The following is a 21316-nucleotide window of genomic DNA, read 5'->3' on the forward strand; positions in this document are numbered from 1 at the left end:
TCGGGTGGGCTCGCGTTAACCATTCACGTTCTGGTTCCGAGGCCGTGTAGCCCGAGAGCGGAAACGCGGAAACTGGACAGCTCGAACCGGGAAGGAAGTCCTCGGTGCCCCAGCCCACGAGCGGGGAGCGCGGTCGCAAGGCAGTGTCCCCGGCGGAGTCGCCTGTCGCACAGAGTGACGAAAGCAGTGCGCAGGACAACGCGATCGGAGCATCGACCGGCGGTGAGCGCACCCGCCGGGTCCGCGGTCTCGCCAACTGGCGCGTCAGTGCCAAGATCGCCGCGGTGGTCGCCGTCCCGACGGCGGCCGCGCTGTCGCTGGCCGGCCTGCGCGTGTACGACAGCTTCGCGACGATGACCGTCTACCAGCACGCCGAGCAGCGGATCGAACTCGGCCGGAAAGTTGCGGCCGAGGTGGACGCGCTGCAGCGCGAGCGGGACGCGATGTCGGCCTGGATCGCCTCCGGCCGCCCCGGCGGCCGGGCCGAGCTCGACGGCGCGATCAGCACCGCGGAGAGGGCGGCCGAAACCGTGCGCGGTGCGGTCAAGGAGGTCGTCGCGATCAGCGACGAGGCCACCTCCGCGCGCTACCAGCAGGGCCTGGCGCGGCTCGACGGGCTGAGCCAGCTGCGGTCCTCGGCCGGTGCCACGGACTTCCCGAGCCTGGCCGCCCAGGCCGGGTACACCGGGGTGATCGACGCGCTCCAGCTGATTGCCGACGAGTTCGACGCCGACGTCACCGACCAGGGCCTGCAAGACCGCCACGCGGCGCTCGGGTTCCTCGCCGACGCCAAGGAGTACTCCGCCCAGCAGAACTCCTACCTGCGCAGCGCCGCGATCCGCGGCAAGTTCGACCCCGCGGAGCTGAAGAACCTGACCACGGCGCAGTCGAACCTGGTCGCCGCAATCGACCGGTTCAACGCCGTCGCGACGCCGCAGGCCCAGTTGGACTACTCCACGAGCCTGTCCGGTCCGCAGGTCTCGGAGCGGTTCACGTTGCAGCAGCTGGCGTTGCTGCGCGCCCAGGTGAACCCACCGCTGCCGCTGGCCGTCGACCCGGCGGCGGTGGCGCGGTCCTCGTCCGAGACGCTCGGCCTGATCAGCCAGGTCCAGAACCGGTTGCTGGACGACGCCGCCGCCTACACCGAAGGGCTCATCGGTGACCAGCAGCGGAACCTGCTGATCACGGTCGCGACTATCCTCGCCGGGCTGCTGATCGTGCTGGCGCTGATGTACGTCGTGGCGCGTTCCCTGATCCGTCCGCTGCGCACGTTGCGCACCACGGCCCTGCAGGTCGCCGAGGTGCACCTGCCGGAGGCGGTGGAGCGGATCATGCACGACGCCGACCCGGCGGCCGCCGCGAAGGCGATCGAGCCGGTTCCGGTGGACACGACCGAGGAGATCGGGCAGGTGGCGCGCTCCTTCGAGGTGGTGCACGGGGAGGCGGTCCGCCTCGCCGCCGAGCAGGCCCTGCTGCGCGAGAACGTCAACGGCATCTTCGTCAACCTCTCCCGCCGGTCGCAGCGCCTGGTGGAACGCCAGCTCGCGGTGATCGACCTGCTCGAGGCCGACGAGCAGGACCCGGACCACCTGGCGAGCCTGTTCGAACTGGACCACCTGGCGACCCGCCTGCGCCGCAACGGCGAGAGCCTACTGGTGCTCTCCGGCGCGGGGTTGAGCAAATCGATGCCGAAGCCGGTGTCCGCCGCGGACGTCATCGGTGCCGCGGTGTCCGAGATCGAGCAGTACGCCCGGGTCGACGTCGGCGAGATCCCCGACGTCGCGGTCCGCGGTCCCTCGGTGCACGACCTGGTGCACCTGCTCGCCGAACTGCTCGACAACGCCACTTATTTCTCCGAACCGGAGACGAAGGTCAGCGTGCGGGCGGTGGTGACGCGCAAGAAGGCGCTCGCTATCCAGATCACCGACCGCGGGGTCGGTATGTCGTCCGACCAGGTCGCCGAGGCCAACAAGCGTCTCGCGGACCCGCCGGACCTGGACGTCTCGGTGACCCGGCGGATGGGGCTGTACGTGGTCGCGCGACTGGCCCAGCGGCACGGGATCGAGGTGCGCCTGCGGGAGAACGAGGACATCGACGGCGGTGTGATCGCGCGGGTCGTCGTGCCGCCGGACCTGCTCGGCCCCGTTGCGCGTGAGCCGTTGCCGCGCGCCGGCGAAGTCTCCTCGCCCAGCCTGCCGCCGGTCCCGGCCCAGCGCACGCCGGCCCACGTGAGGCGCCGCGAGGCCGCGCAGGACCAGGCGCAGCCCGCTGCGCTGCCGCCGCTCGACGAGCCGATCAGCCTCGACGATCTGGTGGCCGGCTCGTCCGACGCCGCGTACCTCAGCGTGGGGAAACCGGGCACCGGGCAGCCGGAGCAGCCGGAGCAGTTCTCCGCCCTCACACTGCCCCGGCGCGAGCCGCAGTACGTGCCGGTGACCGAGCAGCCGGTGGAGCAGCCGTCGCCGGCGGACGACGGCATCTTCGACGACGACGTGCCCACCAAGCGGCTGCCGATCTACCAGTCGGTTGTGTCGAGGTGGTTCAGTGCGGAGGGCGAGGACCCCGGCTCCGTGACCGGCAACCTCGACGAAGAGCCCGCGCCGGCAACCGAGGCCGCCCCGCAGGCCGAGGACAAAAGCGGGGATCTTTGGCACAGTGTGTCCGACGAAGGCTGGCGTGCGGCGCAGTCCCTGCTGGAGTCCCGGGAGGAGGAGATCACTCCGGCCGGGCTTCCGAAGCGGGTGCCGAACGCTCATCTCGTCCCCGGCTCGATCCCGGCGGGCGAGACCGGCGCCTTCACCGACACGACCGCCGGCACGCCGGGGCAGGGCGCACTGGCCCGCTCCGCCGAGGCGGCGCGGGAACGGATGGCGGCCTTCCAGCGCGGCTACGTCAGCGGCAGGCACGCGCTGCGAGAGATCACCCCGGGACGCCGCGAACAGGGCGAACCGGTGAGTGGCGGGGAATCCGCCCCGCCGGACGAGGCAGTGAGGAGCGAAGAGTGACACGGGCGGGATCGCTACAGCCGGAAGGCTCGACGCCGCAGGCGCCGCGGAACGGTTTCGCGTGGCTGATCACGGACTTCGTGCACCGCGTGCCCGGTGCCGCGCACGCCGTCGTGGTGTCCGCGGACGGGCTGCTGCTGGCCGCGTCGCGGGGGCTGCCGAAGGACCGCGCGGACCAGCTGGCTGCGGTGGCGTCCGGGCTGACCAGTCTGGCGCGGGGCGCGGCGAAGGTGTTCGAGGGCGGGCCGGTGGCGCAGACCGTGGTCGAGATGGCGAACGGTTTCCTGTTCCTGATGGCGGTGTCGGACGGGTCGTGCCTGGCCGTTCTCGGGTCGCCGGACAGCGACATCGGGCTCGTGGTGTACGAAATGACGCTTCTGGTGGACCGGGTGGGCCAGCAGATGACGCCCGAAATGCGGGCACAGCTCCAAGGAGCCGCGCGCGGTTGAGCGCGCCGGGCACGAGAGGGACTGCAAGTGGACGGTGGGCAGCCGGCGGGCGCGGGCCCGGGACGGCTGGACGGCGACGCCGAGGCCGCCTGGCCGGACGAGTCGGCGACCGAGGACTGGACCGCGTTCCGGGCCAAGGTCGACCGGGCCTGGCGGCTGCGCCGGGCCGCGGCGGGCGAACGGCGCTCCGGTGTCCTGAGCGATCCCGAGCCGCCCGGCTACCAGGCGACCGAGTACCCGGCGGGCGAGCGGCTCATCGCCGGCCCGGCTGCCGAGCTGTTCGGGGACTCCGGCGTGCCGCTGGCCCCGGCCGGTGAGCTGCCCCTCGCGCCGGCTCCGCCGACCGCGCAGAGCCACCCGAGTTTCCCGTCGGTACCGGCGCCGGTGACCGCGGAGGAATCGTCCGGTCTGGTCCGCCCCTACTTCCGCACACGGGGGCGGACCAGACCCAGCTACGATCTGGCGATCGAAGCACTCGTCTCGACCAGCGAACGGGGACGGATGCTCGACCAGGTGCAAGTGCCCGAGCACCGGTCCATCTGCGGCCTGTGCCTGGACACGCGCTCCGTGGCGGAGGTGGCGGCGTACCTGCGCATGCCCCTTGGAGTCGCGCGGGTGCTGATCGGCGACGTCGTCGACCTCGGCCTGGTCCTCGTCCATTCCACGACGTCGGTCGTCGGCGATCGTCCCAGTATCGAGTTCATGGAGAGGGTGCTCAGTGGGCTTCGGAGAATTTGACTCCGACGCGAACATGTCGGCGGCGACGGGACCGACGCAGTCGGCCAAGATCGTCGTGGCCGGCGGCTTCGGTGTGGGCAAGACGACGCTGGTCGGCGCGATCTCCGAGATCGACCCGCTGACCACCGAAGCGGTGATGACCGAGGCCAGCGTGTCGGTGGACGACACGACCGCCACCCCGAACAAGACGACCACCACGGTCGCGATGGACTTCGGACGGCTCACGCTGGGCGACGACCTGGTGCTCTACGTCTTCGGCACGCCGGGTCAGCACCGCTTCTGGTTCATGTGGGACGACCTGGCCGTCGGTGCGATCGGCGCGGTCGTGCTGGTCGACACGCGGCGGCTGGCGGACGCGTTCCCGTCGATCGACTTCTTCGAGAACCGGAAGCTGCCCTACATCGTGGCGATCAACTGCTTCGACCGGCTGCTGCACCACCAGATCGAGGACGTCCGGCAGGCGCTGACGATCTCCGAATCGGTGCCGATCATCGCGTGCGATGCGCGGGAGCGGGAGTCGGCCAAGCAGGTGCTGATCACCGTGGTCGAGCACGCGATCACCCGGGACCGCGCGTTACAGCCGGGGTGATCGGGTAACCGTGCGGCCGGAAGGGTGAATCGCTGTGAGATCAACCCGGGCGGGCGACCGCCCGGACCGGGTTCGGCAATACCCTGGTCGGAATAATCGCAGAACAGGCTCGACCGGTGAGGAGGCACATGACGGCATCGGCACAGCAGTCGAGCAGCTTCGGCTGGCTGGTCACCGACTTCGTGCGACGGGTCCCGGGCGCGGCGCACGCCGTGGTCGTCTCCGCGGACGGTCTGTTGCTGGCCGGTTCGGAGGGGCTGCCCAAGGACCGGGCGGACCAGCTGGCCGCGGTCGCGTCCGGCCTGGTGAGCCTGACCACGGGCGCGGCGCGCTGCTTCGAGGCGGGGTACGTGAACCAGACGGTCGTCGAGATGGAGCGCGGATACCTGTTCCTGATGGGGATCAGTGACGGGTCCTGCCTGGCCGTGCTGGCCGCGCCGAACTCCGACATCGGGACGGTGGCGTACGAGATGACGATGCTCGTCGACCGGGTCGGGATGCAGATGACGCCGGAGCTGCGCAGCCGGCTGCAGGGTGGCGTGCGCGCATGAAGGGTGTGTCGAACGGCGCCGACGCCTGGGACCGGTTGCACCAGGGGACCGACCGCGAGGGATTGGACTCGCCGGCGCGGTTCGTGCTGACCAAGAAACCGGTGGTGCTCCAGGTGCGCACGCCGGTGCGGCCCACACCGGCGGCGGCACGTGGGGCCGTGGGCGTGGCCGGACCCGGGGTGCCGCCCGCGCAGTCGCGTGGCGGGGTGGCATCGGTCCGCACGCGCACCATGATGCGGCCGTACGCCCGCACCGGCGGCCGCACCAAACCGGATTACGAGCTGGCGCTGGAAGCGCTGGTGTCGACGACCGACCGGGGGCGGGTGCCGCAGGCCGTGACCGGCGTGCAGCACCGGCGGATCTGCGGGTTGTGCGTGGAACCGCGCTCGATCGCCGAGATCGCCGCGTACCTGGACCTGCCCCTGAACGTGGTGAAGGTGCTCGTCAGCGACCTGGACAACGCCGGGCTGGTGCTGATCCACCAGTCCGGGCTGTGCTTCGGGGACCGCTCCTCGCGGGAGTTCATGGATCGGGTGCTGCAGGGTCTGCGCCGTCTCTGACCGGACGGCTCAGTCGTCCACCAGTGCCGCCGAGGTGATCCGGTGCAGCGGGTACCGCTCGTCGTCGGTGCTGGTCAGCACCCCGCCGCCGACGTGTGCCGGCGTGACGATCCGCTGGCTCGCCGTGCCGTGGGCGTCCACGTACCCGATCCACACCTCGCGTCGTTCGCGGTGGGCGCGAGCGAGCAGGGCCATCGTCGCCGCGGTGTCGAAACCCCCGCCGCCCCCGGGCAGCCGCACCGTCGTGCCCTTGCGGCTCGCCGCGGCGCGGTCGCCGGCCCGGATGTGCGCCACCACCGACGCCGCCTGGTCACCGGTCAATCCGGACGGCTCCGGAATCACCCGGCGTGCCGCGCGCGGCCGGGCCGGGATCCGCCGCCCGGACGGCCGCAGGTCCATCACCCGCCCGTCCGGTCCCTCGGCCGCGGGCGCGAAACCGGCCGAGCGCAACCCGTCCAGCACGTCGGCGAGGGGATACGGGCTGATCAACACGGTCGGGGCGATCTTGCGCAGCTCGTAGTCACCCGATACCGGGTTGCTCAGCACTTCGGCCAGCAGCACCTCGTCGTCGCAGCGCAGGAACGACCCGGCCGCCCCGCCGCGGAGCCTGCCGTGCCGCCGGGCGACGTCGTCGATCAGGTACGTCAGCGACTGCGGCACCTCGGTGGCGGACCGCTTCCGGAACAGTTCGTGCAGCTCGTCGGCGGTGCGGCCGGTGTCCAGCGCGCGCCGCACGGACGCCTCGGTGATCCGGTACACCGTGGCGTGCCCGGCGGACTCGACGTCGGCCACCGCGGCGATCTCGGTGGCCAGGTCCATCTCCAGCGGTCCCGGGGCGACCACCGTCAGATCGGCCTGGACCAGCACGTGCCCGATCGGCTTGGGCATCGCGTCGTACATCGCGTTGAGAGCGCCCGCCCGGTCGCCGTCCAGCAGCGCCGCGGCGGCCGTGGTCAGCGCACCCAGGGCGATCACGCCGAGCGTGGACGCTTCGGCGTAGGTCCACCGCACTGTTTCGTCCCGCAACCGGCCACCCCGCCGCGGCGCCCGCCACGCGAGCAGTTCGACCAGGTCGTCGGCCCCGTGCACCCCCGCGCCGCGGGGCAATTCGGCGAGCGTGCTGAGCACCCGCCGGCGCACGGCCGGCGCCAGCGGCCGCCGCAGGTCCTCCGACAGCGGGGCGATCGGTTTGTCCTTCGCGTCGCGCTCACCGGCCAGCGCGGGCAGTCGCGGCAGGTCCAGCCACGCCTCCGCGATGACGACCCACCGCTGCGCCGGCTCGGACGCCAGCCACGAGTCGGCCAGCGTGGTCGGTACCCACTCCGGGCTGGTGCTCTGGCTGTCCGCGACCAGCCCGGCCGCCACGGCCAGCTCGGCGAGCAGCGTCGCCCTGGCGTCGTCGGCGTCCAGCTCACGCGCCAGTTTCCGCAGTTCACGTACCCCGAGGCCGCCGGCCTTGAGCACCGGGGGCGGCTGGGCCGACCACTGCGCCAGCAGGGATTCGGTCTGCCGCAGGAACTCCATTGCTTCGCCCGCCGCAGCCTCATCCACTGTGGACTGCTGGTGCGGGCTGGTCGGCAGCTCCGGCTCGCGCACCGCCTTCGGCGAGCAGATCCGCCCGCCCCGCAGCGCGATGGCCACCTCGCGTGGCAGCTCCACCGTCTCCTCGTCGCGGCGCAGCAGCAGCCCCCGGGCGAGCAGTTTCTGCACCGGCGTCGCGTCCGCGGCGAGCGACGGTTCGGCGCTCGCGTCCCGGGTACGCCCGATCGGCGGACCGGCGGCGAGGGCGGCGAGCACCCCGCGTTCGTCCTCCCCGGCTTCGGCGAGCGCGGACCCGGCGTCCAGGCCGGGTGCCGGCGCGCCGAGCCCGGCCGGGAAGGGCCCGGCCAGCTCGCGGGCGGCGGGGATGACGCGGATGGCGTCGTCGCCGCCCCAGGCCAGCAGCCGCGACCGCAGCCGGTCCACGGCCGGCCGGACGTCGGCGCCGACCAGCTCGGCGATCCGGCCGAGCGGCACGGCCGCGGTGTCCGCGTCGGCGACGAGCAGGGCGTCGAGCACGGAGAGGGTGAAGGTGTCCAGGTCCTCCATCGCCCTGGCGACCGATCCGGCGGTGCCGGCACGGGTGGCGAGCACGGTGCTGTCGGACGGCGGCGGGGTCGCCAGGTCGCGCCTGGCCTGCAGGAGCGCGCCCAGCTCGTCGTCGGACGCGGACCGCAGCCAGTCCGCCAGGGAGGTCGCGGGCATCACAGGTGAGGATACCCGCCCTGACCATCGGGTTCGGGCGGCTGTGAGGCAAACTGGGGACCACAGGTGCCGAGCACTGGAGGATGAAGTGGCGAAGGGCGACAAGGACAAGAAGAGCGGTCGGATCGACCCCAGCTGGCCGCATCTGCCGGATGGCGAGCACCCGGTCACGGAGCTCTCCTCGGACCGCCAGGGCGCGCTGTCGCCGTTCGGGAACGTGACGTTCCCCCTCGACGCCGTGCCGTACGTGCACCCCGAGACCGAGATCAACAAGTAGACAGCAGGGGGTAACAGCCGTGCCGGTTCCCGGCCCCGGGTATTCGATCACCGTTCGTGTCGAGGCGCCGCCGTCCGCGAGCGCCGCGGGCGACCTCACCTCGGCGGTGGGCCGGGTCGGCGGCGTGCTGACCGCGTTCGACGTGGTCGAGTCGCACGCCGACGCGATCGTCGTCGACATCACGGCGAACGTCGTCAACGCCGACCACGTCGAGCACGTGCGGGAGGCGCTGGACGCGCTGCCCGGCGTCCGCGTGCGCAAGGTGTCCGACCGGACGTTCCTGATGCACCTCGGCGGCAAGCTGTCGGTGTCCCCGAAGGTCCAGCTCCGCAACCGCGACGACCTGTCCCGCGCCTACACGCCGGGCGTGGCGCGGGTGTGCCAGGCGATCGCGGCCAATCCGGCCGACGCCCGCCGCCTGACCATCAAGCGCAACACGGTCGCGGTCGTCACCGACGGTTCGGCCGTGCTCGGCCTGGGCAACATCGGCCCGGCCGCGGCCCTGCCGGTGATGGAGGGCAAGGCGGCGCTGTTCAAGAAGTTCGCCGACGTCGACGCGTGGCCGGTGTGCCTGGACACCCAGGACACCGAGGAAATCATCAAGATCGTCAAGGCGCTCGCCCCGGTGTACGCCGGCATCAACCTCGAGGACATCGCCGCTCCGCGGTGTTTCGAGATCGAGAAGCGGCTGCGTGAGCAGCTCGACATCCCGGTGTTCCACGACGACCAGCACGGCACCGCGATCGTCGTGGTCGCCGCCCTGCGCAACGCGTTGCGCGTGGTGGGCAAGGAGATCGAGGACTGCAAGATCGTGGTGAGCGGCGCCGGTGCCGCCGGCTCGGCGATCATGCGGTTGCTCATGCACAAGAAGCCCGGCGACATCATCGCGGCCGACATCAACGGAATCGTCCACCTCGGACGGTCCGATCTGGACGAAAACCTCCGTTGGCTGGCCGAGAACACCAACAAGGACAACGTGTCCGGCACCCTGCACGACGCGCTCGTCGACGCCGACGTGTTCATCGGGGTGTCCGCGCCGAATCTGTTCGGGGCAGACCAGGTGGCCACGATGGCGCCGGACGCGGTGGTGTTCGCACTGGCCAACCCGGACCCGGAGATCGACCCGCTGGAGGCGCAGAAGCACGCCGCGGTGGTGGCGACCGGCCGCAGCGACTACCCGAACCAGATCAACAACGTCCTCGCGTTCCCGGGTGTGTTCCGCGGGCTGCTGGACGCGCAGGCGCACGAGATCACCGACGAGATGCTGATCGCGGCGGCGAACGCGATCGCCGACGTGGTCGACGACCGGCTCAACGCCTCCTACATCGTGCCGAGCGTGTTCGACTCGGCGGTGGCGCCGGCTGTCGCGGACGCGGTCAAGAACGCGGCGCGGAAGTCCGGTGTGGCGGGTTAGCGGTCGATGAGCCGCGCCGTCGAGGAGTCCAACCGCCGGATGCTGCGGGCGCGCGACGCGATGGACCGCGCGTACGCACGGCCCCTCGACGTCGCGGCCCTGGCCCGGATGGTGCACGTTTCGGAGGCGCACTTCATCCGCACCTTCCGGGCGACGTTCGGGGAGACGCCGCACCGCTACCTGCAGCGGCGGCGGGTGGAGCGGTCGATGTTCATGCTGCGCGAGACCGAGCGCAGTGTGACCGAGATCTGCTTCGCGGTCGGGTTCACCAGCCTGGGGACGTTCAGCCGCACCTTCCGGGAGATCGTGGGGCGGTCACCGTCGGAGTACCGGCGGAGCGCCGGGCCTCCGGTCGCCGCACCGTCCTGTTTCAGCATGGCCTGGACGCGGCCGAGCAGTTTCGGAGAAGCCCGGGGCACGTCCGGTTGATTAGCGTTGTGGTCATGTTCAACGCGATCACACTGTCCCAGATTTTCGTCACCGACCAGGACGAGGCGCTCGACTTCTACGTCGGCAAGCTCGGTTTCGAGGTCAAGGTGGATCAGGACCTCGGCTTCATGCGGTGGCTGACCGTGTGCGTGCCGGGCGAGCCCGGGCGCGAGATCCTGCTGGAGAAGCCCGGTCCGCCGGCGATGGACGAGGGGACGGCGTCCCAGGTCCGCGAGCTGCTCGCGAAGGGCGCGACGGGCGGCTGGATCGGCCTCACGACGGACGACTGCCGCAAGACGTACGAGGAACTCCTCGCGAAGGGTGTCGAGTTCACGCAGGAACCGACCGAGCGCCCGTACGGCATCGACTGCGGCCTGCGGGACCCGTTCGGCAACGCCATCCGCATCAACCAGCCGGTGCAGGTGGCGTGAGCCCGGACCGGCCGTCACCACGCGGGCATGCCCCTCGCCGGTAGACCGCCGACGGCGTTTAGCCTTGTCACGTGAGTGAACTGAGCCACGTCGACGAGAAGGGCGCCGCCCGGATGGTCGACGTCTCCGGCAAGGCGGCCACCGCCCGCACGGCCATCGCCACCGGCGTGGTGCGCACCACGGCGCAGGTGATCGATCTGCTGGCCCGCGACGGGCTGCCGAAGGGCGACGCCCTCGCGACGGCCCGGATCGCGGGGATCATGGGCGCCAAGAAGGTCCCCGAGCTGATCCCGCTCTGCCACCAGATCGCCCTGTCCGGGGTGCGGGTGGAGTTCGACCTCGGACCCGCCGAAGTACGCATCACGGCCACGGCCAAGACCACCGACCGCACCGGTGTCGAGATGGAGGCGCTGACCGCGGTCGCCGTCGCGGGGCTCACCGTGCACGACATGATCAAAGCCGTCGATCCCGCGGCGACCTTGGACGAGGTCCGTTTGGAGCGCAAGCTCGGTGGCAAGTCCGGCGTGTGGGAGCGGCCATGAACGACGACAAGCGCACAGCCCGGGTCATCGTCGCCTCGAACCGGGCGTCCGCCGGGGTCTACGCGGACCACACCGGGCCCGTCATCGCCGCCTGGCTGACCGAACGCGGGTACGACGTGCCCGAACCGCGGGTGGTCCCGGACGGTGACCCGGTCGCCCAGGCGATCCGCGAGGCGCTCGGCGACGACGTGCACGTGATCATCACGACCGGCGGGACCGGCATCTCACCCACGGACCGCACGCCGGACGTGACCGCCCCGTTGCTGGACCACCAGCTACCGGGGCTGGCCGAGGCCATCCGCTCGGCCGGTCTGCCCGAGGTACCCACCGCCGTCCTGTCCCGGGGACTCGCCGGGGTGGCCGGACGGACGCTGGTGGTGAACCTGCCCGGCTCCCGCGGCGGCGTCCGGGACGGGCTGGAGGTGCTCGACGGGGTGCTCGACCACGCGGTGGACCAGCTCGCCGGTGGTGACCACCCGCGACCGGCGGACGCCGCGCACAGCACGGGAGCCGGTCACGGCTCGCCCGAGGGCACCGGCACCGGCGGCCGGATCAGCGTTGCGCCGGAAACGACGACGGCCACCCGGGCGACCGCGTACATCGCGCGGGCCGAGGTGACCGATCAGCCGTTGTCGGTCGAGGAGCATGCGCGCCTCGTGGACCACCAGTCCGCCGGGGCGGTGGTGACCTTCGGCGGCGTCGTGCGCGACCACGACGACGGCAAGGGCGTCACGTCGCTCTTCTACGAGGGCCATCCGACCGCGGGCGAAGTGCTCGCCCGCGTGGTCGCCCAGGTCGCCGCCCGCCGGAGCGGGGTGCGCACGATCGCCGTCAGCCATCGGATCGGCGCCCTGGAGATCGGGGACGTGGCGCTGGCCTGCGCCGTGTCGGCCGACCACCGGGCCGAAGCCTTCGCGACCTGCGCGGAGCTGGTCGACGAGGTGAAGGCCCAGCTACCGGTGTGGAAGCACCAGCACTTCACCGACGGCACGGACGAGTGGGTCAACTCCCCCTGAAAACACCAGCACGAAGCGGTCCGGGTCTGCTCGACCCGAACCGCCGGGGCGCCGGCGCCCCACCACCCGGGGGATTGTGGTGGGGCCGCCGGACGCCCCCAGTGTCACTTCGTGGCGATCTTCTGCCCGACCAGGATCAGGTTCGGGTTCGAGATGTAGTTCGCGTTCAGCTGCTGCAGCTTCTGGTAGCCGCCCGCAACGTCGAACTTCTTGGCGATCCCGGACAGCGTGTCGCCCGCCACGACGGTGTAGTCACCGTTCGGGTTGGAGGACGGGACGCTCACGGCCGGAGCCGGGGTGCTCTTCTTCGGGGTGGCCGGCGCAGGTGCGGCCTTCTTGGGAGCGGCCTGCTTCGGGGTGGCAGCCTTCTTCTGGGTCGAGCCCGTGGTGTTGCTGCCCTTGTAGCTCGCCGAAGAGCCGGCCTTCTTGCCGCACACCGGCCACGCGCCGATGCCCTGGCCCTGCAGGACCCGCTCCGCCACCGCGATCTGCTGCTCGCGGGACGCGTTCTGCGGGCTGCCGGTGCCGCCGTAGGCCTTCCAGGTGCTCTGCGTGAACTGCAGGCCGCCGTAGAAGCCGTTGCCGGTGTTGGTGCTCCAGTTGCCACCGCTCTCGCACTGCGCGATGGCGTCCCAGTTGACGCTGGCGGCCTGCGCGGGGGTCGCGGCGATCGCCAGCGGGGTGCCGACCGCGATGCCCGCGACAGCGACGCGAGCGATGTTGCGAGCGGCGGGGGACATCTTGCGGTGCTTGCCTCGGTAGGACATTCCATCAACTCGGCCTTCGCGCCGACGGGGCCATGCTGCGAGGCGAACCCTCACGGGTCCTGCTCCACCCGGCGGGGTCCGGGCGAGCCAATCGGGCCTTCGCGGAACGCTCGGGTCCGACCCTCTCCGTCCCTGTCCGGAAAACCTACTTTCGCTCGGGGTTTTGGTCCGGGATTCCGCCGGACAGGATTTGGCGCTCGGAATCCCGGTGTTGCCGTGGCCGGTCGGGGCCAGCCGAAAAGCGACGGTACGTAACGACGAGCGTGATCGGAAATTATTCGGGACGTGACCTACATCACAGTAACATCGAGCAACCTGTGTCGATCACCGTGTTTTTCCTGGTCAGCGCGCCGTTACCTGGCTGTTTCCAAGTCGAGATATTTCACCGATAGTGAGGTCTGGGTCACGTCGATCATCCACGGTTGGACCAATCGCGAACTGTGTTCAACCGCCGGCGAACGGCGGCAGCACGTCGAGCTGGGCCCGCTCCGGGAGGGGGCGCGCGGGGTCGCGGACGGCCACCCCGTCGACGAGGAAGCTGGCCGCCCGGAGGATCCGCGGGAGGGTCTCCGGATGAAGCTCGCGGAGGGCGACGACGGCTTCGGCGACCGATGCGCCGGCCGGCAACTCCAGTACCTCTTCTTCCACGCCCGCGGCCGCGCGCGCGGACGCGAAATAGCGCACGACGACGCTCACGGTCAAGATCTATCCCCCGATCGCGCTCATCGGCCGGATCGGCTGGGCGAAGCCGGCGTCGTTGATCTCGTGGCCGGCGAGCTTGCCCCACATGGTCATCCGCCAGGTCTGGGCGATCTCCTCGTCGTCCGCCCCGCCGCGCAGGAGCGCGCGCAAATCCGTTTCATCGTTGCTGAACAGGCACGACCGCACCGCGCCGTCCGCGGTCAGCCGGGTGCGCTCACAGGCCGCGCAGAACGGCCGCGTCACCGACGCGATGATCCCGACGTCGGCCGGTCCACCGTCCACCAGCCATCGTTCGGCGGGCGCGCCGCCGCGTGCCTCCGGGCTCGGTGTGAGCGTGAACTCCTTGCTGAGCAAGGAAAAGATCTCCGCCGCGGTCACCATGTCGGCGCGGTTCCAGCCGTGCTGGGCGTCCAGTGGCATCTGCTCGATGAAGCGGAGGTGGTAGCCGTGCTCGATGCAGAACCGCAGCAGGGCGGCGGCCTCGTGCTCGTTGATCCCGCGCAGCAGCACCGCGTTGACCTTCACCGGGTCCAGCCCGGCGGCGCGGGCGGCGGCGAGCCCGTCCAGCACGTGGGCCAGCCGGTCGCGCCGGGTGATCCGCGCGAACGTCTCCGGGTCCACGGTGTCGAGCGAGACGTTGATCCGGTCCAGCCCGGCTTCGGCGAACGCCCTGGCCCGCTTGGCGAGACCGATCCCGTTGGTGGTCATCGAAAGCCGGGGTCGCGGGCGCAGCGCGGTGATCTCGGCGACCAGGTGCTCGAGCCGCGGGCGCAGCAGCGGTTCACCCCCGGTGAGCCGGATGTCGGTGACGCCGAGCCGCTCGACGGCGATCCGCAGCAGCCGCACGAGCTCCTCGTCGGTGAGCACCTCCTCGCCCGGCAGCCACGGCAGACCCTCCGCCGGCATGCAGTACGTGCAGCGGAGGTTGCAGCGGTCGGTCAGCGAGACGCGCAAGTCGGTGGCGACCCGGCCGAACGTGTCGACGAGGGCGGGGTTGTCCGGGCGGGGCTCCGTGGTTCCGCGTGTGCCCGGCACGCGGGGAAGCCCGAGATTTACCGCACTCATTGACACCAGCCTAACCCGGCGAACGCCCCGTGGTTCCTCACTAGAATGTCTCGGTAGCGAAGTGTTTCAACCGAGAAGACGACAGGGGAAGGGACGCGCCGGATGTCCGAGGAAAACCGGTACCCGGTGCCCCCCGAGGTGCTCGCCCGGTTCGCCGAGTACGGCCGCGAGTCGAGCACGCTCGCCGTCCTCCGGCACGCCCAGATCGCCGAGAAGATGGGCCTGTCCGCCACCGACCACAAGGCGCTCGACCTGGCCGCGCGTGCCGAAGGTCCGCTGACGGCGGGCGAGATCGCCCGGGTCACCGGGCTGTCCACCGGCGCCGTCACCGGCGTCATCGACCGCCTGGAGCGCGCGGGTTTCGTGCGCCGGGTGCGGGACGCGAACGACCGGCGCAAGGTTCTGGTCGAGGTCCTGCCGCTGGACGAGGACACGGTGGCCCCGCTGTTCGCCTCGGCCCTGGTGGTGACGGAGAAGGTGCTGGAGAAGTTCACGCCGGCCGAACGCGACGTGATCGAGCGGTACCAAAGTGAACTGATCGCCTTGATGCGCGAGGACGTTCTCGGTGGCAACCCGTAGCTTTTCCGCAAACGCGGGGATAATCTCCCCTCCATGCCGCAATTCCGGTTATCCGAAGCCGCCGAGCTGCTCGGCGTCAGCGACGACACCGTGCGTCGCTGGGTGCGGGGCGGGCAGCTGACCGCGGGCACCGACGCGGCCGGCCGCAAAGTCGTCGACGGTGCCGAGCTGGCTGCGTTCGCCCGCGAGCAGGCCGCCCGCCCCGGCGATCCGTCCGACGTCGGCCGGTCGGCCCGCAACCGCTTCGTCGGCCTGGTCACCGAGGTCGTCGTGGACAAGGTGATGGCCCAGGTCGAGTTGCAGTGCGGCCCGTTCCGGGTCGTCTCCCTGATGAGCGCCGAGGCGGTGCGGGAGCTGGCCCTCGAGCCCGGGTCGCTGGCTGTTGCGGTGGTGAAGGCGACCACCGTGGTCGTCGAGACCCCAGGAGGACAGAGTTGAGGAAGCTGGGCGCCCTGCTGGCCGCGGCCACGCTGCTGATCACCGCGTGCGGATCGTCCTCGGGCGGGACCGGGACGAAGACGCTCACCGTGTTCGCGGCCGCGTCGCTCACCGAGTCGTTCACCGCGCTCAAGGCGCAGTTCGAATCCGCCCACCCGGGCACGCAGGTGAGGTTCAACTTCGCCGGCTCGTCGGCGCTCGTGCAGCAGCTGACCAACGGCGCGCGGGCCGATGTGTTCGCCTCCGCCGACCAGGCGAACATGGACAAGGCCGGGCAGGCCGGGGTGCTCGACGGTGCGCCGAGCGTCTTCGCGACCAACGTGCTGACCATCGCCGTCGCGCCGGGCAACCCGAAGGGCGTCGCCGGCTTCGCCGACCTGGCCACGCGCGGCCTGACCGTCGTGGTGTGCGCCCCGCAGGTGCCGTGCGGCTCCGCGACGCAGAAGGTCGAGCAGAAGACCGGCGTGACCCTCCGGCCGGCCAGCGAGGAGCAGGACGTCAAGCAGGTGCTGAACAAGGTGCAGACCGGTGACGCCGACGCCGGTCTGGTGTACGTGACCGACGCCGCGAGCGCGGCGGGCAAGGTCGCCCGGGTCGACTTCCCGGAGGCGGCGCAGGCCGTCAACTCCTACCCGATCGCGGTCGTGAAGAACGCATCCGAAGCCGGGCGGGCCAAGGAGTGGGTCGACTTCGTGCTGGGTCAGCAGGGCCGGGCCGAGCTGCAGAAGGCTGGTTTTGGCGCTCCGTAGGACCCGGCGGGTGCCGTGGGTTCTGTGGGTACCCGCGGCGCTCGCCCTGGCACTCGTCGTGCTGCCGGTGGCCGGTCTGCTGGTGCGGACCGACCTCCGTCGCGTTCCGGGCCTGATCGTCAGCGACGCGTCGCTGACTGCGCTGCGGCTGTCGCTGGAAACGGCGGCCGTGTCCACGCTCGCGTGCATCGTGCTCGGGGTGCCGCTGGCGGTGGTGCTGGCCCGCTCGGCCGTGCCCGGGATCCGGGTGCTGCGCGCCGTGGTGCTGCTTCCGCTGGTGCTGCCGCCGGTGGTGGGCGGGCTCGCGTTGCTGTACCTGCTGGGCCGCAAGGGCTTCCTCGGCTACCTGCTGGGCGTGACGGCCGGGGTGCAGGTCCCGTTCACCACGGCCGCGGTGATCATCGCGCAGACGTTCGTCGCCATGCCGTTCCTCGTGGTGAGCCTGGAGGGTGCGCTGCGCAGCGGCGGGGAGCGCTACGAACGGATCGCCTCGACCCTCGGGGCCCGCCCGTGGACGGTGTTCCGGCGGGTCACGCTGCCGCTGCTGCTGCCCGCGCTCGGCTCGGGCGCGGTGCTGAGCTTCGCCCGTGCGCTGGGCGAGTTCGGGGCGACGATCACCTTCGCCGGCAGCCTGGAAGGCGTCACCCGGACCCTGCCGCTCGCCGTCTACACCGAGGCGGAGGTCGATGTGGACAGTGCCGTCGCGCTGGCGTTGCTGCTGATCGTCGTCGCGATCGTGGTGATCGCGGTGGCCCGGCCGCGGGCGCTGGAGGGGACCGCCCGGTGAGCCTGCACGCCGAGATCGAGCTGACCCGCGGCACGTTCGAGCTGTCCGTGGCCTTCGACGTGCCTGCGGGGAGCGTGCTGGCGATCCTGGGACCGAACGGGTCCGGCAAGTCCAGCATCCTCGGGTGCCTCGCCGGGCTGTTCCGGCCGGACCGCGCCGTGATCACCCTGGCCGGCCGGGGGTTGCACGACCTGCCCGCGCACGACCGTGCCGTGGGCCTGCTGTCGCAGGACCCGTTGCTGTTCCCGCACCTGTCCGTTGTGGACAACGTGGCGTTCGCGCCCCGCTCGAAGGGCACGGGGCGGGCGGAGTCGCGGGCGATCGCGCGGCGGTGGCTGGCCGAGGTGGACGCGGCCGGGTTCGCCCGGCACAGGCCGGGAGAGCTGTCCGGCGGGCAGGCGCAGCGGGTGGCGGTGGCGCGGGCCCTGGCCGGCGATCCGGACCTGCTGCTGCTCGACGAGCCGCTGGCCGCGCTCGACGTGGACGCGGCCCCGGCCATCCGCGGGCTGCTGCGCCGGGTGCTGGCCGCCGAGCCCCGCCGCGCCACGGTACTGGTCACGCACGATCCGCTGGACGCGCTGGCGCTGGCCGATCACGTCGTCGTGCTGGCCGGCGGCCGGGTGGTCGAGCGCGGGCCGACCCGCGAGGTGCTGGCGGCACCGCGCACCGCGTTCACCGCACGGATCGCCGGGCTCAACCTCGTCCCCGGCATCGCCGTCGACGACGGGTTGCGCACCGCGGACGGCGGACTGGTGTCCGGCATCCGGTCACCCGGCGCGGTCACCGGTGAGCCCGCCGTCGCGGTGTTCGAGCCGAGCGCGGTGTCCGTCTACCCCGCGGAGGACGGACATCCGGGCAGCCCGCGCAACACGATCGCGGCGGTGGTCGGGGCGCTCGAACCACACGGCCCGGTGATCCGGGTCCGGGCGGCCGGGACGGGCTGGGCGGACGGCCTGTCCGCGGACCTCACCCCGGCCGCGGTCGCCGACCTGCGGCTCGAGCCGGGCGTGCCGGTCCGGCTCGCGATCAAGGCCACCGCGGTGACCGTGCACCCCGCTAGTCTTCACGCATGAGCCGTTGGACGTATCTGACCGACATGGACGGCGTGCTGGTGCACGAGGAGCACCTGGTGCCCGGTGCCGACGAGTTCCTCGCGGAGCTGCGCGCCAACGACACCCCGTTCCTGGTGCTGACCAACAACTCCATCTACACCCCGCGTGACCTGCGGGCCCGGTTGCTGCGCACCGGCCTGGACGTGCCCGAGGAGCGCATCTGGACCTCCGCGCTGGCCACCGCGAAGTTCCTGGACAGCCAGCGGCCCGGCGGTTCGGCGTTCGTCATCGGCGAGGCCGGGCTGACCACCGCGCTGCACGAGGCCGGCTACGTGCTCACCGACCGCGACCCGGACTACGTGGTGCTCGGCGAGACCCGCACCTACAGCTTCACGGCGATCACCCGCGCCATCCGGCTCATCGAGGCGGGCGCGAAGTTCATCGCGACCAACCCGGACGCCACCGGCCCGAGCCTGGAGGGCAGCCTGCCGGCCACCGGCTCGATCGCCGCGCTCATCGAGCGCGCCACCGGGCGGCAGCCCTACTTCGTGGGCAAGCCGAACCCGCTGATGATGCGCTCGGCGCTGCGCAGCCTCGGCGCGCACTCCGAGGGCACCATCATGATCGGCGACCGGATGGACACCGACGTGCACTCGGGCATCGAGGCCGGGCTGCAGACGGTCCTGGTCCTCACCGGCATCTCCACGAAGGAGTCGGCCGAGCGCTACCCGTACCGGCCCACGCTCGTGATCGACTCGATCGCGGACCTCGTCGGCCGCACGCAGGACCCGTTCGGGGACGGGGCGGTGCAGAGCTGACCTGCGGCAACCGCCTATCGTCGGAACGATGAGCGACCATCAGCCTCCCGGTGCCCGCACCTACGTCGTCGGCGACGTGCACGGGCACCGGGACGAGCTGGCGGCCGCGCTGTGCCGGGCCGGTCTGGCCGACGAGGCCGGGAACTGGTCCGGCGGTGAGGCGCACCTGTGGTTCCTCGGCGACTTCGTGGACCGGGGCCCGGACGGGATCGGCGTCATCGACCTGGTGATGCGGCTGCACGAGCAGGCCGCCGGGGCGGGCGGGGCCGCGCAGACGCTGCTCGGCAACCACGAGATCCTCCTGCTGGGTATGCACCGGTTCGGCGACACCGAGGTGCCCTCCGACTTCGGCCCGCGCAGCTTCGCCCGCAGCTGGGAGATCAACGGCGGGCAGCTGTCCGATCAGGACGCGCTGACCGCGGAGCACGTGGAGTGGCTGAGCAGCCGGCCGTTGATCGCGCACGCGGCGAACCACCTGCTGATGCACTCGGACACCGTCGAGTACCTCGACTGGGGCGACGACGCCGAGGACATCAACACCACCGTGCGGGACATCCTCGACGGCGACGACCTGGTCGAGTGGTGGGAGGTGTGGCGCCGCATGACGACCCGCTACGCCTTCCGCGGCCCGCACGGCCCGGACATCGCGGACTACGTGCTGGAGCAGCTGGGCGGCGAGCGGATCGTGCACGGGCACAGCGTGATCGCCGACCAGCTCGGCATCCACCCCACGCAGATCGAGGCGCCCTACCTCTACGCCGGGGGCAAGGTACTGGGCATCGACGGCGGCCTGTTCGTCGGTGGCCCCTGCCTCGTCGTGCCGCTGCCCTGGAAACCGGGGGACTGATCCCCGCCGGCCGGGGCAGGCCAGGACGAGGCTCACCCTACCCCCGCACCCGCACCCGCTGGTCGCTGCGCAGCATCGCCACCGCGAGCCCCAGCCCGGCCACGGTGACCACGGCGGCGGCGGGGTACAGGGCGCCGATGCCGCTGCCGTTGATCAGCTGCCCGCCCAGCCAGCCGCCGAACGCGGCGGCGAGCTGGAAGCCGGACGCGTTGACCGCGACGGCCAGGGTCGGTGCGGCGCCCGCCGCGGTGAGGACCCGCGTCTGCATGCCGGGGACGATCGCGAACGCCAGCCCGCCGAGGACGAACACCAGGACCGCCACCACTGCGCGGTTGTCCCCGGCGGCCCAGAGCAGTGCCAGCGTGGCGACCAGCGCGGCCAGCATCCAGGCGAGCGACGGCATCAGGGCGCGGTCGGCCAGCCGTCCGCCGACCAGGTTGCCGATCACCGCCCCGGCGCCGTAGACCAGCAGCAGCACCGGCACGGCGTCCACGCTGAACCCGGCCACGTCGGTGAGCAGCGGCACGATGTAGGTGAAGACCGTGACCACGCCGAGGTTGCCCAGCGCGGTCAGCGCGATGCCGCGCCACACCTCGCGGTCGGCGAGCACCCGCAGTTCACCGAAGACGGACGCGTCGGAGCCCGGGAACGCGGGCACGAACCGCAGCACCAGCAGCAGCGCGAGGAAGGTGATCACGGCGACCGCCACGAACGTCGCCCGCCAGCCGAAGTGGTGGCCGACGAACGTGCCCAGCGGGGTGCCCAGGATGATGCCGAGGTTCAGGCCCAGCGCGACCTTGGCGATCATCGCGGCCTGCTTGCCTTCCGGCGCGCTCGCCGCGGTGATCGAGATCGCCAGCGCGAAGAACGTCGCGACGATCAGGCCCGCGACGAACCGCGCCAGGAGCAGGACGGCGTAGCCGGGGGCCACCGCCGAACCGAGGTTCGCGACGACGGAGACCGCGACGAGCCCGGTGATCAGCGGTTTCCGGCCGACGCGGGCGGTCAGCGGGGTGATCACCGGGCCACCGATGATCATGCCGGCGGCGTAGGCGGTCACCAGCAGGCCGGCCGACGGCACGGAGACCGCCAGGTCCGCCGCGACGTCCGGGACGAGCCCGGCGATCACGAACTCGCCGGTGGTGAGCCCGAAGACCACGAGCATCAACGAGAAGACGGGTAACGGCACGACCACTCCCAGAAGTTCGAGTTGTAATGATTCGAGCTAGAACTATCACAGCTCGGACCATCCCGCTAGACTCAGGGG

General features: G+C 71.7%; 24 protein-coding genes. 19 read left to right on the plus strand and 5 right to left on the minus strand.

From position 1 onward, the window contains the following. The first annotated feature begins 104 nt into the window (after positions 1-104). The 6 genes from FHX46_RS04100 (at position 105) to FHX46_RS28385 (ending at position 5892) form a co-directional block, all read left to right on the plus strand. Entirely contained in the window at positions 105-3005 is a 2901-nt protein-coding gene (locus FHX46_RS04100; RefSeq protein ID WP_313886019.1) for a sensor histidine kinase, read from the plus strand. Beyond that, positions 3002-3454: a roadblock/LC7 domain-containing protein gene (locus FHX46_RS04105; RefSeq protein ID WP_167103724.1), complete on the plus strand. Its 453-nt coding sequence runs from the start codon at positions 3002-3004 to the stop codon at positions 3452-3454. Before FHX46_RS04100 ends, FHX46_RS04105 begins: the two co-directional genes overlap by 4 nt. A 27-nt stretch (positions 3455-3481) precedes the next feature. Beyond that, positions 3482-4192: a DUF742 domain-containing protein gene (locus tag FHX46_RS04110; protein WP_167110758.1), complete on the plus strand. Its 711-nt coding sequence runs from the start codon at positions 3482-3484 to the stop codon at positions 4190-4192. Beyond that, positions 4173-4781, plus strand: coding sequence for a GTP-binding protein (locus tag FHX46_RS04115; RefSeq protein ID WP_167110760.1), 609 nt, complete (start codon positions 4173-4175; stop codon positions 4779-4781). The genes FHX46_RS04110 and FHX46_RS04115 overlap by 20 nt, the downstream gene beginning before the upstream one ends. A 128-nt stretch (positions 4782-4909) precedes the next feature. Then, a complete protein-coding gene (locus tag FHX46_RS04120; protein ID WP_167110762.1) occupies positions 4910-5332 on the plus strand; it encodes a roadblock/LC7 domain-containing protein in 423 nt (140 codons plus the stop codon). Next, on the plus strand, positions 5329-5892 hold the full coding sequence (locus tag FHX46_RS28385) for a DUF742 domain-containing protein (RefSeq protein ID WP_243871221.1): 564 nt from the start codon (positions 5329-5331) through the stop codon (positions 5890-5892). Before FHX46_RS04120 ends, FHX46_RS28385 begins: the two co-directional genes overlap by 4 nt. Positions 5893-5901: 9 nt before the next feature. On the opposite strand, the gene FHX46_RS04130 is transcribed toward FHX46_RS28385, so the two are convergent. Continuing rightward, a complete protein-coding gene (locus tag FHX46_RS04130) occupies positions 5902-8136 on the minus strand; it encodes a helicase-associated domain-containing protein (RefSeq protein WP_167110764.1) in 2235 nt (744 codons plus the stop codon). 88 nt (positions 8137-8224) lie between these two features. Between FHX46_RS04130 and FHX46_RS04135 the strand changes: the two genes are divergently transcribed. The 6 genes from FHX46_RS04135 to FHX46_RS04160 all read left to right on the plus strand — a co-directional run bounded on the left by FHX46_RS04135 (position 8225) and on the right by FHX46_RS04160 (position 12245). Then, positions 8225-8413, plus strand: coding sequence for a hypothetical protein (locus FHX46_RS04135; RefSeq protein WP_167103743.1), 189 nt, complete (start codon positions 8225-8227; stop codon positions 8411-8413). Between the two features lie 19 nt (positions 8414-8432). Further along, the gene (locus FHX46_RS04140; RefSeq protein WP_167110766.1) at positions 8433-9827 is read left to right on the plus strand and encodes an NAD-dependent malic enzyme; all 1395 of its coding nucleotides are present in this window, start codon (positions 8433-8435) and stop codon (positions 9825-9827) included. A 6-nt stretch (positions 9828-9833) separates the two neighbouring features. Continuing rightward, positions 9834-10256: a helix-turn-helix domain-containing protein gene (locus tag FHX46_RS04145; protein ID WP_167110768.1), complete on the plus strand. Its 423-nt coding sequence runs from the start codon at positions 9834-9836 to the stop codon at positions 10254-10256. Positions 10257-10270: 14 nt separating this feature from the next. After that, entirely contained in the window at positions 10271-10687 is a 417-nt protein-coding gene (locus tag FHX46_RS04150) for a VOC family protein (protein ID WP_167110770.1), read from the plus strand. Between the two features lie 71 nt (positions 10688-10758). Continuing rightward, a complete protein-coding gene (gene moaC / locus FHX46_RS04155; RefSeq protein ID WP_167110772.1) occupies positions 10759-11229 on the plus strand; it encodes a cyclic pyranopterin monophosphate synthase MoaC in 471 nt (156 codons plus the stop codon). Further along, positions 11226-12245 carry a molybdenum cofactor biosynthesis protein MoaE gene (locus tag FHX46_RS04160; protein ID WP_167110774.1) on the plus strand — a complete coding sequence of 340 codons (1020 nt, stop codon included), beginning with the start codon at positions 11226-11228 and terminating at the stop codon, positions 12243-12245. Before moaC ends, FHX46_RS04160 begins: the two co-directional genes overlap by 4 nt. A gap of 104 nt (positions 12246-12349) precedes the next feature. Here FHX46_RS04160 and FHX46_RS04165 read toward each other — a convergent pair whose 3' ends face one another. The 3 genes from FHX46_RS04165 to moaA all read right to left on the minus strand — a co-directional run bounded on the left by FHX46_RS04165 (position 12350) and on the right by moaA (position 14779). Beyond that, complete coding sequence (locus tag FHX46_RS04165; protein ID WP_167110776.1) at positions 12350-13012, minus strand: LysM peptidoglycan-binding domain-containing protein; 663 nt, start codon at positions 13010-13012, stop codon at positions 12350-12352. Between the two features lie 444 nt (positions 13013-13456). Then, positions 13457-13708 carry a MoaD/ThiS family protein gene (locus FHX46_RS04170; RefSeq protein ID WP_167110778.1) on the minus strand — a complete coding sequence of 84 codons (252 nt, stop codon included), beginning with the start codon at positions 13706-13708 and terminating at the stop codon, positions 13457-13459. A 9-nt stretch (positions 13709-13717) separates the two neighbouring features. Further along, positions 13718-14779 carry a GTP 3',8-cyclase MoaA gene (moaA, locus tag FHX46_RS04175; protein ID WP_167110780.1) on the minus strand — a complete coding sequence of 354 codons (1062 nt, stop codon included), beginning with the start codon at positions 14777-14779 and terminating at the stop codon, positions 13718-13720. Positions 14780-14881: 102 nt separating this feature from the next. Here moaA and FHX46_RS04180 point away from each other — a divergent pair, with 102 nt between their 5' ends. The 7 genes from FHX46_RS04180 to FHX46_RS04210 are packed head-to-tail and all read left to right on the plus strand — an operon-like array spanning position 14882 to position 20049. Next, positions 14882-15358 (plus strand): MarR family transcriptional regulator, encoded by a 477-nt coding sequence (locus tag FHX46_RS04180; RefSeq protein ID WP_167110782.1) that lies wholly within the window; start codon positions 14882-14884, stop codon positions 15356-15358. Positions 15359-15391: 33 nt separating this feature from the next. Then, entirely contained in the window at positions 15392-15796 is a 405-nt protein-coding gene (locus tag FHX46_RS04185; protein WP_167103774.1) for a TOBE domain-containing protein, read from the plus strand. Further along, positions 15793-16545: a molybdate ABC transporter substrate-binding protein gene (gene modA / locus FHX46_RS04190; RefSeq protein WP_167110784.1), complete on the plus strand. Its 753-nt coding sequence runs from the start codon at positions 15793-15795 to the stop codon at positions 16543-16545. Before FHX46_RS04185 ends, modA begins: the two co-directional genes overlap by 4 nt. A 10-nt stretch (positions 16546-16555) precedes the next feature. Beyond that, on the plus strand, positions 16556-17332 hold the full coding sequence (locus FHX46_RS04195) for an ABC transporter permease (protein ID WP_167110786.1): 777 nt from the start codon (positions 16556-16558) through the stop codon (positions 17330-17332). Next, the gene (locus FHX46_RS04200; RefSeq protein ID WP_167110788.1) at positions 17329-18405 is read left to right on the plus strand and encodes a sulfate/molybdate ABC transporter ATP-binding protein; all 1077 of its coding nucleotides are present in this window, start codon (positions 17329-17331) and stop codon (positions 18403-18405) included. The genes FHX46_RS04195 and FHX46_RS04200 overlap by 4 nt, the downstream gene beginning before the upstream one ends. Continuing rightward, positions 18402-19202 carry an HAD-IIA family hydrolase gene (locus FHX46_RS04205; RefSeq protein WP_167103802.1) on the plus strand — a complete coding sequence of 267 codons (801 nt, stop codon included), beginning with the start codon at positions 18402-18404 and terminating at the stop codon, positions 19200-19202. The genes FHX46_RS04200 and FHX46_RS04205 overlap by 4 nt, the downstream gene beginning before the upstream one ends. A 28-nt stretch (positions 19203-19230) precedes the next feature. Continuing rightward, positions 19231-20049 carry a metallophosphoesterase family protein gene (locus FHX46_RS04210; RefSeq protein WP_167110790.1) on the plus strand — a complete coding sequence of 273 codons (819 nt, stop codon included), beginning with the start codon at positions 19231-19233 and terminating at the stop codon, positions 20047-20049. 37 nt (positions 20050-20086) lie between these two features. Here the strand turns inward: FHX46_RS04210 and FHX46_RS04215 are convergent, their stop codons facing one another. Beyond that, positions 20087-21238, minus strand: coding sequence for an MFS transporter (locus tag FHX46_RS04215; RefSeq protein ID WP_313886020.1), 1152 nt, complete (start codon positions 21236-21238; stop codon positions 20087-20089). Positions 21239-21316: the final 78 nt, after the last annotated feature.

The organism is Amycolatopsis viridis, from assembly GCF_011758765.1.
GTDB classification, from domain to species: domain Bacteria; phylum Actinomycetota; class Actinomycetes; order Mycobacteriales; family Pseudonocardiaceae; genus Amycolatopsis_E; species Amycolatopsis_E viridis.

What these genes read in the sequence shown, in the direction of transcription:
- FHX46_RS04120 (WP_167110762.1), top strand. Translation starts at nt 4,910, where the DNA reads ATGACGGCATCGGCACAGCAGTCGAGCAGCTTCGGCTGGCTGGTCACC.
- FHX46_RS28385 (WP_243871221.1), top strand. Translation starts at nt 5,329, where the DNA reads ATGAAGGGTGTGTCGAACGGCGCCGACGCCTGGGACCGGTTGCACCAG.
- FHX46_RS04130 (WP_167110764.1), bottom strand. Translation starts at nt 8,136, where the DNA reads ATGCCCGCGACCTCCCTGGCGGACTGGCTGCGGTCCGCGTCCGACGAC.
- FHX46_RS04145 (WP_167110768.1), top strand. Translation starts at nt 9,834, where the DNA reads ATGAGCCGCGCCGTCGAGGAGTCCAACCGCCGGATGCTGCGGGCGCGC.
- FHX46_RS04150 (WP_167110770.1), top strand. Translation starts at nt 10,271, where the DNA reads ATGTTCAACGCGATCACACTGTCCCAGATTTTCGTCACCGACCAGGAC.
- FHX46_RS04160 (WP_167110774.1), top strand. Translation starts at nt 11,226, where the DNA reads ATGAACGACGACAAGCGCACAGCCCGGGTCATCGTCGCCTCGAACCGG.
- FHX46_RS04165 (WP_167110776.1), bottom strand. Translation starts at nt 13,012, where the DNA reads ATGTCCTACCGAGGCAAGCACCGCAAGATGTCCCCCGCCGCTCGCAAC.
- moaA (WP_167110780.1), bottom strand. Translation starts at nt 14,779, where the DNA reads ATGAGTGCGGTAAATCTCGGGCTTCCCCGCGTGCCGGGCACACGCGGA.
- FHX46_RS04180 (WP_167110782.1), top strand. Translation starts at nt 14,882, where the DNA reads ATGTCCGAGGAAAACCGGTACCCGGTGCCCCCCGAGGTGCTCGCCCGG.
- FHX46_RS04185 (WP_167103774.1), top strand. Translation starts at nt 15,392, where the DNA reads ATGCCGCAATTCCGGTTATCCGAAGCCGCCGAGCTGCTCGGCGTCAGC.
- FHX46_RS04205 (WP_167103802.1), top strand. Translation starts at nt 18,402, where the DNA reads ATGAGCCGTTGGACGTATCTGACCGACATGGACGGCGTGCTGGTGCAC.
- FHX46_RS04210 (WP_167110790.1), top strand. Translation starts at nt 19,231, where the DNA reads ATGAGCGACCATCAGCCTCCCGGTGCCCGCACCTACGTCGTCGGCGAC.